This window comes from Polyangium sorediatum (genome assembly GCF_029946465.1).
GTDB lineage: Bacteria > Myxococcota_A > Polyangia > Polyangiales > Polyangiaceae > Polyangium > Polyangium fumosum.
Genome location: NZ_JARZHI010000130.1, coordinates 1 through 15,515, shown reverse-complemented (window position 1 = coordinate 15,515; position 15,515 = coordinate 1). Strand labels below are relative to the sequence as shown.

General features: G+C 69.2%; 13 protein-coding genes. 5 read left to right on the top strand and 8 right to left on the bottom strand.

Annotated elements, in window-relative coordinates; all coding sequences use genetic code 11:
- Positions 1-142: 142 nt before the first annotated feature.
- The 6 genes from cysS to QHF89_RS48700 all read right to left on the bottom strand — a co-directional run bounded on the left by cysS (position 143) and on the right by QHF89_RS48700 (position 5,908).
- A complete protein-coding gene (cysS, locus tag QHF89_RS48725; protein WP_136969838.1) occupies positions 143-1,585 on the bottom strand; it encodes a cysteine--tRNA ligase in 1,443 nt (480 codons plus the stop codon).
- Positions 1,586-2,005: 420 nt separating this feature from the next.
- Positions 2,006-3,394, bottom strand: coding sequence for a cytochrome P450 (locus QHF89_RS48720; protein ID WP_136969837.1), 1,389 nt, complete (start codon positions 3,392-3,394; stop codon positions 2,006-2,008).
- A 42-nt stretch (positions 3,395-3,436) separates the two neighbouring features.
- A complete protein-coding gene (locus QHF89_RS48715; RefSeq protein WP_136969836.1) occupies positions 3,437-4,270 on the bottom strand; it encodes a nucleotidyltransferase domain-containing protein in 834 nt (277 codons plus the stop codon).
- On the bottom strand, positions 4,267-4,635 hold the full coding sequence (locus tag QHF89_RS48710; RefSeq protein WP_136969835.1) for an RNA polymerase sigma factor: 369 nt from the start codon (positions 4,633-4,635) through the stop codon (positions 4,267-4,269). The genes QHF89_RS48715 and QHF89_RS48710 overlap by 4 nt, the downstream gene beginning before the upstream one ends.
- Complete coding sequence (locus QHF89_RS48705; RefSeq protein WP_284721961.1) at positions 4,610-5,143, bottom strand: HD domain-containing protein; 534 nt, start codon at positions 5,141-5,143, stop codon at positions 4,610-4,612. The genes QHF89_RS48710 and QHF89_RS48705 overlap by 26 nt, the downstream gene beginning before the upstream one ends.
- Positions 5,144-5,152: 9 nt before the next feature.
- Entirely contained in the window at positions 5,153-5,908 is a 756-nt protein-coding gene (locus tag QHF89_RS48700) for a glutathione S-transferase family protein (protein WP_136969834.1), read from the bottom strand.
- Positions 5,909-6,008: 100 nt separating this feature from the next.
- On the opposite strand from QHF89_RS48700, the gene QHF89_RS48695 reads away from it, so the two are divergent.
- The 4 genes from QHF89_RS48695 (at position 6,009) to QHF89_RS48680 (ending at position 9,406) form a co-directional block, all read left to right on the top strand.
- Complete coding sequence (locus tag QHF89_RS48695) at positions 6,009-6,518, top strand: hypothetical protein (protein ID WP_136969833.1); 510 nt, start codon at positions 6,009-6,011, stop codon at positions 6,516-6,518.
- 87 nt (positions 6,519-6,605) lie between these two features.
- Positions 6,606-7,088 (top strand): DUF1579 domain-containing protein, encoded by a 483-nt coding sequence (locus QHF89_RS48690; RefSeq protein ID WP_136969832.1) that lies wholly within the window; start codon positions 6,606-6,608, stop codon positions 7,086-7,088.
- A 67-nt stretch (positions 7,089-7,155) separates the two neighbouring features.
- A complete protein-coding gene (locus tag QHF89_RS48685; protein WP_136969831.1) occupies positions 7,156-8,541 on the top strand; it encodes a PD40 domain-containing protein in 1,386 nt (461 codons plus the stop codon).
- Positions 8,542-8,551: 10 nt separating this feature from the next.
- A complete protein-coding gene (locus tag QHF89_RS48680; protein WP_136969830.1) occupies positions 8,552-9,406 on the top strand; it encodes a hypothetical protein in 855 nt (284 codons plus the stop codon).
- 2 nt (positions 9,407-9,408) lie between these two features.
- On the opposite strand, the gene QHF89_RS48675 is transcribed toward QHF89_RS48680, so the two are convergent.
- Complete coding sequence (locus QHF89_RS48675; protein WP_284721960.1) at positions 9,409-11,025, bottom strand: hypothetical protein; 1,617 nt, start codon at positions 11,023-11,025, stop codon at positions 9,409-9,411.
- Between the two features lie 117 nt (positions 11,026-11,142).
- Here QHF89_RS48675 and QHF89_RS48670 point away from each other — a divergent pair, with 117 nt between their 5' ends.
- Entirely contained in the window at positions 11,143-11,742 is a 600-nt protein-coding gene (locus QHF89_RS48670; protein WP_136969829.1) for a hypothetical protein, read from the top strand.
- A gap of 7 nt (positions 11,743-11,749) precedes the next feature.
- Here the strand turns inward: QHF89_RS48670 and QHF89_RS48665 are convergent, their stop codons facing one another.
- A complete protein-coding gene (locus QHF89_RS48665) occupies positions 11,750-15,112 on the bottom strand; it encodes a protein kinase domain-containing protein (RefSeq protein WP_136969828.1) in 3,363 nt (1,120 codons plus the stop codon).
- Between the last annotated feature and the right edge of the window lie 403 nt (positions 15,113-15,515).

The window sequence follows — 15,515 nt, the reverse complement described above, 5'->3', positions numbered from 1 at the left end:
CGGGCTCGAAGACCCAAGGGGCCACGGTCTACCGCGCCCTCTGCCTCCAGACCCCCGAACCCTAGCGCAGCCTTCAGATACAAGGGGGCGGACAGCCCCCCGCGGGGACCGGGGCAGCGCCCCGGCGCGACGGCCCAAGGTGTCATGCTGACGAGGTCCACCGGGCTCCGTCGGGCCCGTCCTCGATTTCGATGCCTGCGGCGGCGAGCCCCGCGCGCAGCGCGTCGGCGCGTGTATAGTCGCGGTTCGCGCGGTGGCGCGCCCGCTCTGCGAGGAGGAGCGACATCACCCGATCGAACCGCTCTGCGTCCGGCGCGTCTTGCTCCTCCGGCAAGAGCCCGAGCACGCCTTCGCCGAGTGACGATAGGAGTTCGAGCGCGTGGAGGATCGTGCCTTGGGGGACGGGGCCTGCGAGTGCCGCCTGGAGATCCCGGGCTAGCACGAAGAGGGTCGCGAGGGCGGCGGGCGTGTCGAAATCGTCGTCCATGGCCGCCTCGAAGGCGGTGCGCGCCGCGGCGAGGCGGGCTTCGAGTGCCTCGGCATGGCCGGGGGGGCCGCTGCTCGCGCGCCGGGCGAGCTCGCGCCGGAGATCACGCAGCCGGCGAAGGCCTGAGGTTGCCGCCTGAAGCGTCTCCGCCGAGACCTCCGCTGTCGCCCGGTAATGGCTCTGCACGAAGAGAAACCGCAGGAGGAACGGATCGTGCTCGGCGAAGAAGTCCGCGAGTGTGATGAAATTGCCCTTCGAGCGGGACATCTTTTCTCCGTTCACGGTCAGCATGTTCCCGTGCATCCAGAGCCGCGCGAAACGGCGGCCCGCGCCTTCGGCCTGGGCGATCTCCGCTTCGTGGTGCGGGAACTGCAGATCGAGCCCGCCTGCGTGGATGTCGAAGCCCTCGCCGAGGTATTGCAAGGCCATCGCCGAGCATTCGAGGTGCCAGCCTGGAAAGCCCTCGCCCCAGGGTGATTTCCAGCGCTGCACGTGGGACGGGTCGGCCTTCTTCCACAGGGCGAAATCACGCGGGTCCGACTTGGTGCACCGCGCGAGCTCGCGTGTCCCGATGGACAGCTCGTCGATCACCCGGCGCGAGAGTTTTCCATACCCGGGGAACGCCGCGACCCGGAAGTACACCGACCCGTCTGCCACGTAGGCGAGGCCGCGCGCGAGCAGATCCTCCACGAGCTCGATCTGCTGCGGGATGTGACCACTCGCGCGTGGCGTGACGTCGGGCCTGCGCACGTGGAGGCGGCCCATCTCATCGAAGTACTTCCAGAAGTACCGATCGGCGATCTCCATCGGCTCCACCCGCTCGAGCGCCGCCCGCTCGGCGATACGATCGCGACCCTCGTCGAGCGCATCCTCCGTGATGTGTCCGACGTCGGTCACGTTCGACACGAACCGCACGGCGTGCCCGCGGTATTCGAGCCACCGGCGGACGACGTCGAACGCGACGGCGGTCTTTGCATTGCCGAGGTGCGCGTCGCCGTACACGGTGGGGCCGCACAGGTACATGCCGACGCGCTTTTGCCCCTCCGGAAACGCCGTCTGTTTCTGTCGTGTGAGCGTATCGAAGATCTGGAGCGCCATGGGACATCCTCCTGGGTCATCGACGGACGAAACCAAAACGGAAGCGCCCGCGCGCGTGGACCACGGAGAAACCCGCAGAGGGCGCCCTTTCGGCGCGCGGGCTCGACGTGGTCATCTCGTGCGGCGCTCCCGCGGCCGCGAAGGCACAGAGGTGCGCCGAATCCGCGGGCGGACGTCCGCCCAGCACGACGGCGCGCGCGTGCCTCTCGCAGGCCTATACGATCAGGAACGCTGCCTCAGCGACGACAACAGCGGCCGTCGCAGCAGAGCGCGAGGGCCATCCGAGGGTACGTACGCTGGGAGCTTCGCATGACGGATCTACCTTAGAGCGAAATCGCGGGCGATGCAAGCCCAGGAGGCGCGCGGGATCGACGTGGCCATGTTGGATTGTCCTCGTGGCCTTCCTCTGAACCGCGCCGTTCAGCCGGCAGGCCCGACGCGCGGCTCGCTCCGCGTTGGATTCCCCCGCGCGGCGCTCGTGGCGCCGCGACGACGCCCTTCCAGCATCATCGGCACGCGGCCCCGCGGCCCCATCGTGAGCCCGCGCTGCACGTGCTCGACCGGCGCCACGCTCGCGAGCCGGAGCTGATACTCCCGCAAGAGAATGGCGAGCGTGATTTTCATTTCCACCATCGCGAGCGTCACGCCCAAACAGCGGCGGCCTCCCCCGCCAAACGCGATGAACTCGAACGGGGAAAAGTCCCGCTCCAGGAAACGCGTGGGGCGGAATCGCTCGGGCTCGGGATAAAGCTCCTCGCGCGTGTGCAGGAGGAGCGGAGAGGGCACGAGCGGCTCGCCCGGCGGAAAGGTGTACCCGAGGAGCGCGAACGTTTTTCGGGGCACACGCCCGACGCTGACCACGGGCGGAGCGATGCGCAGCGTCTCCAGGCAGACGGCGTCCAGATAAGGCAAACCGAGGAGCTTTTCGAGAGGGGCCTCGGGCCCGAGGGCGTCGATTTCGGCGCGCAGCCGCGCGAGTGTGTCGGGCTCGTGGTGGAGCCAATAAAAGGCCCAGGCCAGGGAGACCGCCGTGGTCTCGTGACCCGCGAAGAGCAAGGCGCGGAGCTGATCGAGGATCTCTTGATCGCCGAGCCCCTCGCCGCCTTCGTAGCGCGTCTTCAGGATGAGCCCGAGCACGTCGGCGCGCTCCTCACCCGACGCGCGCAGGGCGCGGATCTCCTGGGCCAAGAGCGCGTCGAGCGCCGCCCTGGCCCGGAGCATGCGCGCCCAGGGGCCGAGTCCGCCGAAGGAGCGCCGGATCGCCGGCATGATCAAGATCAGCGGGTGGACCGCGTGAATGAGATCGAGCACGGCCGCGCGGACGTCGCGGATCCGCGCCTCGCCCCGGACGCCGAACACCACGCGGATGACGATGTCGAGCGCGATGGATTGCGTGGCCTCCAGCATCGAAAAAGGCTGGCACGGCGTCCATTGCGAGGCGGCCTCGCGCGCGACGTCGGCCACGACGGTCGCGTACGATTTCACGGCGGCCGGCGCAAAGGGGGCCGCGAGCAGCTTGCGATCCCGCCGATGGCGCGTCCCGGTCGAGACCACGACCGACGTCCGCCCGAAGATCGGCTCGGTCACCTCGACCCCGAACGGCTCGAACGTCTCGGGGTCGGCCGTATAAATGGCGCGGAGGGCCTCGGGATGGCCGACGAACGTGATCGGGCCATTGAAGGTGAGGACGCGGAACGGATCCCCGTGCTCGGCAGCGAGGCGGCGAAGGACAGGGGCGGGAGACGCGAACGAGGAGCGGAGGGTGTCGATCAGGCCGAGGTTCCCAGGTCCAGGTGGTAGCATCTGCATGCACTCCCCTCGACCGAGCCCTAACCGGGCCGCAACGTGGTGTCAATCGGAGTACGCTTCGAAACCAGGGAGTGGATCGTACGCCTCGTCCGGCTCGTCCTCCCCTTCGTGGGGACACGCCTCCTCGACGGGGTCCTCGGCGAGGAGGCCATCATAAGGACCCGGCAGCGGCGTTTCCTCGTCCCCTTCCTCGGCGAGGATGTCGTCGAGATCCGCGACAGAGCCGTCGGCCTCGTATTGCGCCCACGCCTCGGGGCGTGTTGCGGCGAGGAGCGCTTCGAGCGCCGTCGCCTTCACCCGCTGGATCGGCTGGCCGTCCGTGCTGCTGCGGGGCCGAAAGCGCAATTCGCGTCGCTCGTAAACCGTGAGCTCGACCGGGAACAGGTCCACGACGTGGTAGTGCACGTATTCGCGGATCTGGCCGAACTTGAAGATGCTCACGCGCTCGCGCTCGAACGTCCACCCGAGGCCCACGAGGTGGCGCTCGAACGCGTCCTCGTCGTCGGTGAAGACCTGGACGTCAATATCGCTGCCGCGGCGGATGTGCCCCGTGCTGACGGATCCGATGAGACGCGGCTCGAAGGGGCCGAGGGCGCGCATCACGCGGAGGGCCACGACGCGCATGGCGAAGAGCCGGCGCGTGCGCCGTTCGCCCTCGGCGAGCTCGGCCATGGCGAGCAAGGCGTCGCGAATCTCTCCGTTCGAGGGCAAATCCTGGGGTCGATACCGCAGGTTTTTCCCGCCCGCGCGGCCGAGCAGGCGCCTCGCCGCCATACGCTTCGCGGTGAAGTATTGCTTGACCCCCTCTTCGTACATGAGGCGCGCCGCCTCCACGGCGACCCGCGCGCGGAGCCCGCCGGTTCGTTCGCTGCTCATGAGGGGACCGGGGGCGAGACGAGCGGCGCGAGGGCCTCCCGGAGCTTGCGGAGCGCGCCGCCGACAGAACGTCCGCCGCGCTCGTCGCCATAGATGCGTTTTTGCACGACCTGCTGCGTGACGCCGAGGCGACGCGCGATCTCGCCCTGGGACAGGCCTTCGAAAAAATAAGCCTCGACGACCTCGCGCTGTTTGTCGGTCAGGACCGTCGCGACGGCGTCGCGCACGGCGTCTTGGAGGCGAAGGCGCGCTTCGGAGGTGTCGTCGTCGTGGTAGAGGTGACGAGACGCGGCGATGTGATCGAGGTCCGCGACGAGACGGGCGCGGTGCCTTCTGCCGTCAGAAGATCTCCTTTCGTGGGTCATGGATGGGGGCGGGCTCGCCGCCGGGGTCGAGGAGGGAGAGGTCGGCGTTTTCGAGCAGCGTCGAAAGCGCGTCTTCGGGGGACATCACGGTGGCGTGCGGGGAGCGGCCGAGGACGTCCCAGCGGCGCAGGCGCTGGAGATCGGCGAGCGCGGCGGTCCCGCGCAGGCGGCGCTTGGTGGGTCCAGGGTCGTGCAAAAGGTCGAGGTGGTGGCGCACGAGCCAGACGATGCGGGGCGAGACGAGGCCGTCGAGCAGATCGGCGCCCAGCGCGTCGTGGTCCTGCGAGGATATCGCCTTCCCCACGTCGTGCAAGAGCGCCGCGGCCCAGAGCGCACGGTCGGGGCTCGTGGCGCGCGCGAGATCGAAGACCTGAAGGGAATGGTAGAGGGCACAGCCCTCGGGGTGATACGCGGGGTTCTGGCGTATTCCGTCGAGGGCGAGCAGCAGCGGGAGGAGCTCGTCGTACATCACCGGGGCGCGGCGCAGGTGATGACGCCGCTCACCCACGGGGCACGGTCACACCCACCGGCGATGCTTTTCGTAGAGCGCGTCGCGCCACGCGACGAGCCGCGCGTGCTTCTCCGCGAGGTCCGGGTTGCTCCAGGCCGCGCGGCCGCCGAGGCCCGTGGGCATGAACCGCTTGTCGACCGGGCTCACGACCTGGAGCACGAGGGCCATCGTGATGTCCGCGTACGAAAACGCATCGCCGAGCAGGTATTGTTGCCCCTCGGCGAGCGCCTTGTCGAGCCCGTCGAGCCCCGCCTCGGCCACCGCGCGGTGCGTCGCCTCGCCCTCGCGCATTTGATACTTCGAGACGAAACTCTGCAGGGCGCCGCGGCCCACCGGCTTGAGCAGCGACACGAGCGCCTTCGGGGTCCCAGGCGGGAGGACGGCCTTGACGAAGTCGGGATTGTCGAGGGCCTTCAGCATCATCATCGCCCGGAGCGCCGCGAGCGTCTCCTCGCTGCGCCGATTCCAGGCCTCGATCTCGGCCTCGCGGCCGGCGGGAAAGAGCTTGGGCCCAGAGCCGACGGCGTCCGCGTGGCGGGCGATGTCGAACGAGTCGGTGAAAAAGACGCCGCGATCGTCGAGGATCGGGACGGTGACGCGCCCTGTCGGTTTGCGGAGGAGGACGCGGAGCCGAAGATCGCCCACGATGGGCTGGTGCTCGATTTCCTCGTACGAGATACGGTGATGGTCGAGCGCCCAGCGGGCCTTCTCGGACCAGGGGGAGAACGGGATGCCGTAGAGCCGGGTCTTTTGTCGTTGCATCAGGGCCCAAGCATCCTACGGGTGGGGCGGCCCGTCGAGCGAAGGAATTGCGTTTCGTATACCGATTGACAGGCCCCGCCCCTTCTTGTTTCGTTCCCCCATGCACGCACCCCCCAACCACGAAGGCGCTTTCGTCCTCACGGGCCTCGCCTCCCGCGGCGGGCTGTCGAACTGGGTCTTCTTCTTTTTTCCCGCGGAGATCGTCCAATGTGACCTCGGCATGATGCCCGCCGTGAAGGCCGGCGCCGAGGCGGGGATCCGCGCGAATCTCGACGTCGTCGGCGAGCTCGGCGAGCAGACGTATGGCCCCGGGCGGCCGAAAGGCGGGGCGACCGAGGCGTGGTGCGACGAGCTCGTGGGCAAAGCAAAACGTGTCGAGCGGCTCCCTTGCGAGCGTGTTCGCGAGATACGCCTGCACCTCAAGGCCATGGCCCACGAGTTTTATGTCACGGCGGACGAGGGCGCGCCCCGAAGGTTCAGCCTCATGAACCGGCGCGAGGCCCAGGAGGTTCGCGGCTTGCTGGAGGCCCGCTTCGGGGAGCGGTTCGTCGTGACGAAGTCCGCCGTGTTTGCGTTCTTCGAGCGGCACGCGCCGTTCTTGATGCAGTGAGCGACGGGGGCCCCATGCATTTTCCGGGTTGACCTCGCGCGGGTCTCATGGTTTGACCCGGAACAGACGCTTCCAAGGGAGGTATCCATGAAGGTCGAACCGCAGAAGCAACACTTGTGGCTGCAACAACTCGTGGGCGAGTGGACGTACGAGCACGACGCGGAGATGGAGCCTGGCAAGTTCCAGAAGTTCACCGGGACCGAGGTCGTGCGCTCGATGGGCGACATCTGGGTGCTCTGCGAGGCGCGCGGCGAGATACCCGGCGGATCCCCGAACCAGATGATGTGGACGTTCGGCTACGACCCGGAGAAGAAGGCGTTCGTGGGGACGTTCGTGGGCTCGATGATGGAATACCTGTGGGTCTATCACGACGGCTCGCTGGACGCGGAGCAGAAGGTGCTGACCCTCCACACCGAGGGCCCGGACTTCTCCGCGCCGGGCAAGATGACGTCGTTCAAGGACATCCTCGAGATCAAGAGCGAACACGAGCGCGTCCTGCGATCGGAGATGCTGGGCCAGGACGGGCAGTGGACCGAGATCATGCGACAGTTCTATCGACGGACGAAGTGAGCGGCAGGGACGAGCGCGCGCTCGTCCCTTACCTCCACCCGCGCGCTCTGGTATCGTCCGCCGCGCCGTGATGTTTCGTCTTACGTTGGCCGGGATCCTCGGGCTCATCGGGTTGCCCCTCGCCGCATGCACGCCCGCAGGGGCGAACCGTGAAGACCAGGCCGCCCCGTCGGGCTCCGCGGCCGCGGCGGCCTCGACGGCCAGCGCGGACGCGCCTTCGCCGAGCGCCGCATCTCGCGCGCCGTCCGCGGCCGCGACCGCGGAGGGCACGGCGGCCCCGTATTCACCGCCGCCCGAGTCGTCCGCCGCCGAAGCGCCTCCCGAGGCGCCGCGCAAGACGATCGGCACGTTCGACGACTGGGTGAAGGGGTATCAGGGGTCGGGCGCGCCCGAGGCCCACAAGAAGCCACCGCGGCTGCGGCTCGCGAAGGACCTCGGCCTCTCGTCCGGGCGCATCACGTTCACACGCTCGGGGGATATTTTCACGTACGATTTCGCCAAAGGCGCGGAGTCGCAGCTCACGCAAAAGGCGCAGCGCAACGTGGCGCCCGTATTCCTCGGGGACGGTCGTCGGATTGCGTTCCTCAGCAACCGCGACGGGATGGTCTGGCGCGTGTTCCTGATGAATGCGGATGGCACGGAGCAACGGCCGATCACCCGTACCTTCACCGGCGCGTATGGTTTTTTGCCGTCGTTCGTGATCACGAAGGATGGCAGCCGCGTCGCGTACATCGCGGCGACGAAGGGGCTGCCCGACGGGCCGCCGGAGGAGCTGCACCTCGTCGACGTGGCGAGCGGCGAGGATCATCGCGTGGGCGAGCCGGAGTATCTCGATTCTCCGGCGTTTTCCCCGAAAGGCGACACGCTCTACGTCGTCGCGGGTGGGTTCGAAGCGGAGCACCTCGCGTCCGTGGACGTCGCCACGCGGAAGCTCCGGCATTTTTCGGGCGCCGGCAATCGCATGTTCAGCGGCGCCCGGTGGCTCGACGATCGATTGTTGTTCTCGGCGAGCCCGACGGGATCGTTCTGCTGCCAGCGCTCCTCGCTCTACACGACGTCGCCCGACGGCAGCGGCATTCGCGGGTTCGGCTCGTTCTGGGTCGCCGGTTCGCTGCGGCCGGAGGTGTCTCCCAAAGGAACGAAGGTCGCCGCCGCGTGGTCCGTGCGCGAGGGCGGGTTCGGCGCCGACTATCGAAACGAGATCTCCCTGCTCGACGCGAACGGAGGGGCCGAGCGCCCGCTCACCGACGCGTTCCCGCGCCCATTTTACAGCGCCTTCGAGCCCGCGTGGGCGCCCGACGATCACCACCTCGCGTTTACGCTCTCGTTATGCCCGTACGTGGGCTGCGAGCCGACGATCCGGAGCGTGGTCGTGGTCGACACGCGGGACACGAAGGCCGTCCCCGCGTTCATCGCCTACGGCGGCGGCACCTCGTGGAGCCCCGTTCCCTGAGGGTTCGTGCATGGCCATCGAGCCCCCCACGCCCCCGCGTATCTACATCCTCCGCGCCTCGGAAGCGCCACGCGCGCTCGTCTTCGTCAAGCGTCACCAGAAGCGCTGGTCGCTCCACCTCTGGAACCTCGACGCCCAGCACGTCGCGCCCGGGGCCACCTTTTTCGGAACGCTTTATCCACGCCGGAGTGATCTCTCCCCCGACGGCCGGTATCTGCTCTATTTCGCCATGAAGGCGCCCGGCGACGCCGATTGGCCGTTTCAGTTCAGCGGCCTCTCGCGCGCGCCGTGGCTCACCTGCTTGCTCGCCTGGCGCGAGGCGGGGACCTGGACGCGGGGGATGTCTTTCGCGTCCCGCGCGTCGGGCCGCCCGGAGATCCCCGCGCGCAGCGCCCTGCACCACGGCGCCGACGTGGCCGATCGCTGCCCGTGGAACCTCCAGATGAACGACGCCCTCCAGCTCGCGGCCGAGCGGCGGATCGGATTCGTCGAAGCGGAGGATTCACCGCCGCGGCATCCACGCGACCTCTGGGACGAGCGGCGCCGCGCCGTGATGTGCAAGCAAAGGCCGGGCGGCGGGCGCGAGGCCCTGCGGCTCACGCTGGGGCCCTTCGACCAGGGTGAAGGGCGGATCGAGGGCGTTCGCAATCATTATACGTTCGTCGGGAAAGACAGGCGGGAGACCCCACTTCCGGGCCATGTGTGGCTCGACTGGCTCGATGGGGAGCACGTCTATGGCGCGACGCTCGACGGGCGGATCGTCGTGTGCGCGCTCCGCGGAGGCGAGCTCGTGGAGACGTGGGCGCACGCGTTCAGGGACATGCCCACCCGGCAGCCTTCGCCGGCGTGGGCGCGGCACTTCTGACGTCAATCCCAGCGGTCGAGCTTGTAGACGACGCGCATGCCGCCCTTCGAGGTCACGCGGAAGCTCGCATTCCACGTCGATCCCTTCACGAGGCTGAGCCCGCACGCCTCGGCCGTCTCGTTGCCCTCGACGACCGCGTCCTTCGCGTACGCCTCCATCGTGGCGCGAATCTCGTGGTATTCGCTGCGCAGATAACTCGGGAAAAACCCGGCCCCCTGCTTGTAGTCCCGATCCCGCGCATCCTTCAAGAGGAAGACCACGCCCGCGCCGTGGTGCGAGAGGACCTTCTGCGGGTTCCACATCCACGGCAGCAAGGCGATCGCCGTCACGGGGTGGTACACGTTGGGCTTCAGGTTCCAACGCGCAGGCGGCGAGCCGTTCACGTACACGTACGAGCTGACCCGGTTTCGCCGTTCCTCGAAATCCCATTGCAGGAGCGGCGGCGCGTCCGCGCGTTTGGCCGTGACCATCGCGGTATACGACTGGTTCGCCTCCGGCACGAAATACTCGATGCCCTCCGCCTCGGGGAGGACGGTCCGCGCGAATTTCTCCCACGTCATCGTGACGGGCGGGACATCCATGTCCACGGCGAGTTTCGCCGCGGGCTTGAGGTGGTCGAAGACGCCGGGTTTTTGCCCCTTCGGTTGGGGGTCCTTCGGGATCCACATGGTCTCGATGTCGCCAAGCCGAGCAAAACGCCGCTCCATCGCGCCGGCGCTCTTCAACGATTCGACGATTTTTTCGGCGCGCGCGAGGTTGCCGGCCGTCGGCGCCGCCTGCGGGCGCTGGTACTGGAGCGGATGCATCTTCGCGGCGAACCGGCCCTTGACCTCCGCGAACGACATGCCCGCCGCGAGGTCTTCGAGCAAGGTGCCGATCATGCTGCTGCGCACGTGGCAAAAGCCGGCCGGCGCGCGGGCGACCGCGAGCCAGGTGAGGTTGTCCCGCGCCCGCGGGTTCTTCGCCGCGCGGCGGGCCTCGTGCAGCTCGAGCAGCCATTTCGCCACGCCGAGGACGGCCTCCGATCGATAAAGCGATTCGGTGGAGAGGAGCGTGTGCGCCTGCTTAACCACGTCGAGCGAGAACGCTTCGAGCCCGCGGAGCAGCGTCTCGTGATCGTGGCGTTTCTCCGCCATGAGCTGCGGGTTCGTCTTGATCACGGTGGGCTTGTGGAGCAGGTCCGTGGAAGGCGTGACCGCGATGTGCTCCCACGCGCCCGTCCGCGGCGTGCCCCATACCTTCGCGTCCGTGAGAAAGACGCCGTCGATCGGCGCCTCGGCCACGGCCTTCGCGAGCGCCCGGATCGCGCTCGTGTAGGGCTCGGGCGCGGTCTCCGGATCCCACGACGCGGGCCGCGCCTTGCCGTCGGAATCGACGACCACGAGGCCGCCGTACCGATTCACGAAGTGCCGGCAAGCGGAGCAGGTGTTGTACTGCCGCAGCTCGACCGGGACCATGTCGAGGAAGACCTGGTACAGCGAAGGCGTGCGCGTGGTGAACAGGCTCGGCTTGTCTTTGCTGCGTTTTTCGAAGCACGCGCGGATCGACGCGAGCAGCTCGTCGTAGTGGTCGTCGCTCGGAAGGGTCTGGGCCGTCGGGGGCGAAGGAAGATCGGACATGGTCGCGCGCTCGATGACACCGTGGCGCTCCACCGATTGCAAGGGGAGAGCACCGGGCCCGCTCGAAAGCGGCCGGCCGGTTGACGCTCGTCGCCGGGCCGCCTACCGTCCTCGTTCATGCGCTGGCCGCTCCTTGTTGCGCTCTTCCTCGTCGGGTGTGGGCCCTCCCCCGCTGCCTCCGGCGCTGAATCGTACGCGGGATCGATGCCCGCCTCGGGGCGCGTGATGCTCCACGGCGTGACCGTCGCGCCCTGCAGATTCGGCGGCGAGACGTGGGACGGCACGGAGCACATCGATCCGAGTCAGATCGACCTCCTCGGCAATCTCCTGCGCGGCCGCGTGCCCTACGTCGAGATCGCCAAAGCACTCGCCGCGCCCGCGAACGCGGCCCTCGACAAACCCGACGTGAAAGGGCGCGCGAAGATCCTCGGCGTCTCCGAAGGCGCGCCTGTCGTGCTCAGGGGCCAGGAAGATAGCTTCACGCCACAATTCCAGGGGCCGCCCACGTTCCAGGACGTGGCCTTCGACGGGAACGCGCGCCTCGCCGTCGAGCTCCTGGACGACGACATGGTCGACGACGACGCGATGGGCTCGTTCCAGCTCGGCGCTGACGAAATGCTGGAGGCATTCCGGGCCGGAAACGTGCATCAGGTCCGCGTCGATTCACAGACGAACGGGCAAGTCCTTTTTGCCGCGATCTCCGTCCTGGCAGATTGAATCTCGATCAGAGCGCCGCCGCGAACTCGCGGCCGAACTCCAGCGGCGACGGGCGCTCGGTCGGCTCCCGCGTGGTGGCGGCCCGCAGGAGCTTGGCGACGGCCGCGGGGAAGCCGCGGAGGCGCTCGGCGTCGTCGAAAGGATCGAGCCGCATGTGCGCGAGGATGCGGTCGCGCCCCGTGAGCTCGTCGAAAAACGAGCGGCCCGTGGTCACGTTGTACACGGTGCCGGCGAGCGCATACACGTCCGAGCGAGGGTCGAGCTCCACCGGATCGAGCACCTGCTCGGGCGCGATGTAGCCGGGCGTGCCGGCCACGAAGCGGCCGCCGACCTCGGGCGGGACGCGGATCGCCCGCACCATGCCGAAATCGATGACCACGGTCGAGAGCGGAGGCACGCGCCCGGGATCACGATGTTTCTCCGGGTCGAACCGCTCTCCGCCGGCGAGCGGCAGGCGCAGCCATAAGTTTGCCGGCTTGATGTCGCGGTGCACGAGGCCCGCGCCGTGCAGCGCGGCGAGCCCGGCGCACGCGTCGAGCACGACCTGCCGGAGCTCGAAGAGCGTCATCAGGCGGGCCGCGGCGTATTGCTTGAGATCCGCGCCGATCAGGTATTCGAGGACGAGGAACGGCGCGCCCTCGGAGACGCCGCGATCGATGATGTTCGCGACGTTCGGATGGTAAAGGCCGGCGAGCGCATTGGCCTCCTCGACGAACGACGCGAGGATCCCCGCGCGCTCGGTCTCGTTGGCGCTGGCGAGCGCGTCGGCCTTGGGGATCTTGAGCACGAAAAGGCGATCGGCCCCGGGCTTGCGCACGAGCCAAACCGAGCCGATCCCGCCCTCGCCGAGCGGCTTCACGAGCTCGTAGCCCTCGATGAGCTTCGGCTCCTTTTTCTTCGAGGTCGGCGGCGGCGGCGGCGTCCTGCGAATCGCCCCGCGCACCGCGCCCTCCAGAAGCGCGGACGCGACGGGGCCGAGCGAGGCGAACCACACGTCGAGCATGCCGAGCTCACGCGCGCGGATGGCGCGGGCGACGAGCGCGGCCACGCGGGGCGCGTTTTGCGTCGTGCGCGGCGGGAGCGAGTCCTCGTCGTCCTCGCTCGCGGCGTGGAGCGCTTTGACGGGATCCGCGAGCGAGGCCTGCAAGCGATCCCCGGCGAGGACGAGCTTGATGCACCGGATCTCGAGGTCACTCTTCGGCCCCGCGGCGTCGGAAAAGTCTTCGAGCGCCATCGCGAGCTTCGAGAGCGCCCGCGAGAGCTCGGTGTCCTCGGCGTGCAGGGCGACGAATGCCTCCTCGGCCTGGAATGACCAGCCTGCGTCGGTCTCGGCCGACGAGACGGCCGTGCGCAGCGCCTCGGCTTGCTCGCAGCACCGCGCGAGCGCGCTCGGCGCCATCATCGGCAGCGAGGTCGCGAGCTGGCGGAGCATCGCGGGCCGGTCGATGACGAGCGCCCACCACGCGGCGAACGGGCCGAGCCAGCGGACGTCGTCGACCTCGCCGAGCGCCGTGCCGCGCGTCGTGTCGACGAGCCGCCAGAGCAACGCCGAGAGCGCGTTTTTCAGCGCAGGCGGGAACTCGCGCGAGCCGCTGGCGAGCCCTTCGAGCTTGCGCAGCCAGAGGCAGGTGTCGTGCGCCGTCGGCCCTCGTTGGCCATCGTTTGCGGCTCCAGATCGCCTGGCGGCGCCCGCCGCCCCAAGCCCCGACCCGAGCTCGTCGTCCTCGCCACAAGCGTCGAGCGCATACCCGCCGAGGCGAACCGCTACGACCTCGAGCGCGAGATCCTCGTGCACGTCCGTCTTCTCGCCGCGCCGCCGCTCCGCGACGAGGTCGAGGATCTCGGCGGGCGAACGAGCCAGGGTCTTCCACGTCTCTTCGAGCTCGGGCTCGTCCACGGGCACGCCCGTGGGCCGCGTCGCGAGCAACGGGCGCCAAAGGCGAAGCGCGAATGCCCGCGCCGACGATTCCAGCGCGTTCAGCGCAGCGGCCCGCTGCCGGAGCCTCCCCCACCCGAGCGCGATGCGGCGCGCCTCGTGGAACGTCGCCGCGAGCGAGGAGGCGAACCGCGCGGCGCGAGCGTCCGCCTCTTCGTCGTCGTACTGCGCGGCGAGGCGCATCAGGTTCTCCAGGCCGAGCTCGAGGTCGAGTGGATCACGCTCGGCGCGGTCGATCACGTCCGTGACCGCGATGACCTCGATCCACCGGCGCGACTCGTCGATCGAGGCAGCGCGCACATAACGCGCCTTCTCGCGGAGCGCGCGGAGCGTGGCCTCGATCTCGGGCTCGTCGACGCCGCGGCGGAAGAGCGTCGCGAGCCCCCGCGCGAGCGCGCGCGCGGCGATCGCGCCGCCGTCGCCTTCGAGCACCCGCCGGGCGAGGCGATCCCAAAGCGTCTTGCGCTCGAAGAAGAGGTACGGCGTCGCGGCGGCGACCGCGGCGAGGACCCAGGCCTCCTCCTCGCGCGAGTCGAGGATCGCCACGAGCTGGCTCGCGAGGAACGCGAGCCGCTCGGCCGGGAGCGAGGCAAACGCGGTCGTCGCGCGCTGGCGCAGCACCACCGACGCGCCGAACACCCAGTCGAGCAGCGTGCCCTGGAGCTCTTCCATCACGCCCGTGAGGCGCCCGAGCGCGCGCGCCGCGTGCACCCATACGAGGGGCTCGGGGTGCAGGAGCAAGGGCTGGAGCACCTGCAACGTGCGGCCGATGAGCTCCGGATCGGCCATCCGCGGCATGCCGCGCACGCTGATTTCGAGGCAACGCGCGGCGAGCACGCGGCCGCGGAGCGCGCCGTGCGCGGGGCCGCGGACCATGAGCTCGAACGTCTCCGGAGATCCCCAGAGCCAGGGCCCGAGCTCGGGCACTTCGAGCGCGCTCGCGCCGGCCTCCCAGATCAGGATCTCCAGCCGCGCACGCGCCTCGGCGTTCGCCGCCGACGCGAGCGCTTCTCCATCGCCGAGGAGCGGCGCGCACGAGAGCGCATCGAGCAGCGGCCCTTCGACGACCCGCGCCCGCGCAGCCTCGACGATCCGATCACGGCCGAGCGTCTCGGCGAGCGCGACGAGGATCGGGGCCATCCGCACGTCGCGCCGGAACGCGCTCGCCGCAAAGAACGTGAGCAGCACCTCGCCGGCCGGCTCGCCGTAGAGCGCGGCGAGCGCGGCGAGCTGCTCGGCCGAGCGCGCGAGCTCCGGGAGCTCACGCCGGAGGAGCTGCGCGGCAGCGCGCGCGTCCTGCGGAAGCACACGCCGATCGGCCTCGTTCTCGCCGCCCGCGCGGAAGTGCGCGCGCACGGCCTCTTCGAGCTCGGGGTTCGTCGCATGCAGGCGCGTCAGGGTCGAGAGCGCGATCTGGATGTCTTCGGAGAGCATCAGCGGCCGAGAGAATACTTCCTTCGCTGCGCTCCGTTCAAAATACCCACGGCTTGGCAGGGTCGAACCTCGATGCGACCTCCGTTTCTCCGAGGATCGCGGCGAAACGAACCACCGACGTCACCGCCTGAGCATGGGTCTCATCGCAAGCCGCCGCGCCGGGGCGCTGCCCCGGGCCCCGCGGGGGCTGTTCGCCCCTCGACCCGAACCAGGGCCAGCCCTGGACCATTTAGGGAAGAACTGCGCATCGCGCAGTTCTTCCCACAGGCCGTTGGGACCGCGTTGCCAGCTGAACCGTCAGCGCTGCCGTCTTGGCTGGCGGGGTCGCTCGTGGTCTTGACTCGGCCCGTTCGATGAACTGCGCGATGCGCAGTTCATCGACCCTGGGTCCAGCGCCTCGCTG

Excerpts from the sequence above, each read along its gene's own strand:
- QHF89_RS48720 (WP_136969837.1), bottom strand. The coding sequence starts at position 3,394 with ATGCAGATGCTACCACCTGGACCTGGGAACCTCGGCCTGATCGACACC.
- QHF89_RS48670 (WP_136969829.1), top strand. The coding sequence starts at position 11,143 with ATGCGCTGGCCGCTCCTTGTTGCGCTCTTCCTCGTCGGGTGTGGGCCC.
- QHF89_RS48675 (WP_284721960.1), bottom strand. The coding sequence starts at position 11,025 with ATGTCCGATCTTCCTTCGCCCCCGACGGCCCAGACCCTTCCGAGCGAC.
- QHF89_RS48695 (WP_136969833.1), top strand. The coding sequence starts at position 6,009 with ATGCACGCACCCCCCAACCACGAAGGCGCTTTCGTCCTCACGGGCCTC.
- QHF89_RS48710 (WP_136969835.1), bottom strand. The coding sequence starts at position 4,635 with ATGACCCACGAAAGGAGATCTTCTGACGGCAGAAGGCACCGCGCCCGT.
- QHF89_RS48665 (WP_136969828.1), bottom strand. The coding sequence starts at position 15,112 with ATGCTCTCCGAAGACATCCAGATCGCGCTCTCGACCCTGACGCGCCTG.
- QHF89_RS48690 (WP_136969832.1), top strand. The coding sequence starts at position 6,606 with ATGAAGGTCGAACCGCAGAAGCAACACTTGTGGCTGCAACAACTCGTG.
- QHF89_RS48715 (WP_136969836.1), bottom strand. The coding sequence starts at position 4,270 with ATGAGCAGCGAACGAACCGGCGGGCTCCGCGCGCGGGTCGCCGTGGAG.
- QHF89_RS48700 (WP_136969834.1), bottom strand. The coding sequence starts at position 5,908 with ATGCAACGACAAAAGACCCGGCTCTACGGCATCCCGTTCTCCCCCTGG.
- QHF89_RS48680 (WP_136969830.1), top strand. The coding sequence starts at position 8,552 with ATGGCCATCGAGCCCCCCACGCCCCCGCGTATCTACATCCTCCGCGCC.
- cysS (WP_136969838.1), bottom strand. The coding sequence starts at position 1,585 with ATGGCGCTCCAGATCTTCGATACGCTCACACGACAGAAACAGACGGCG.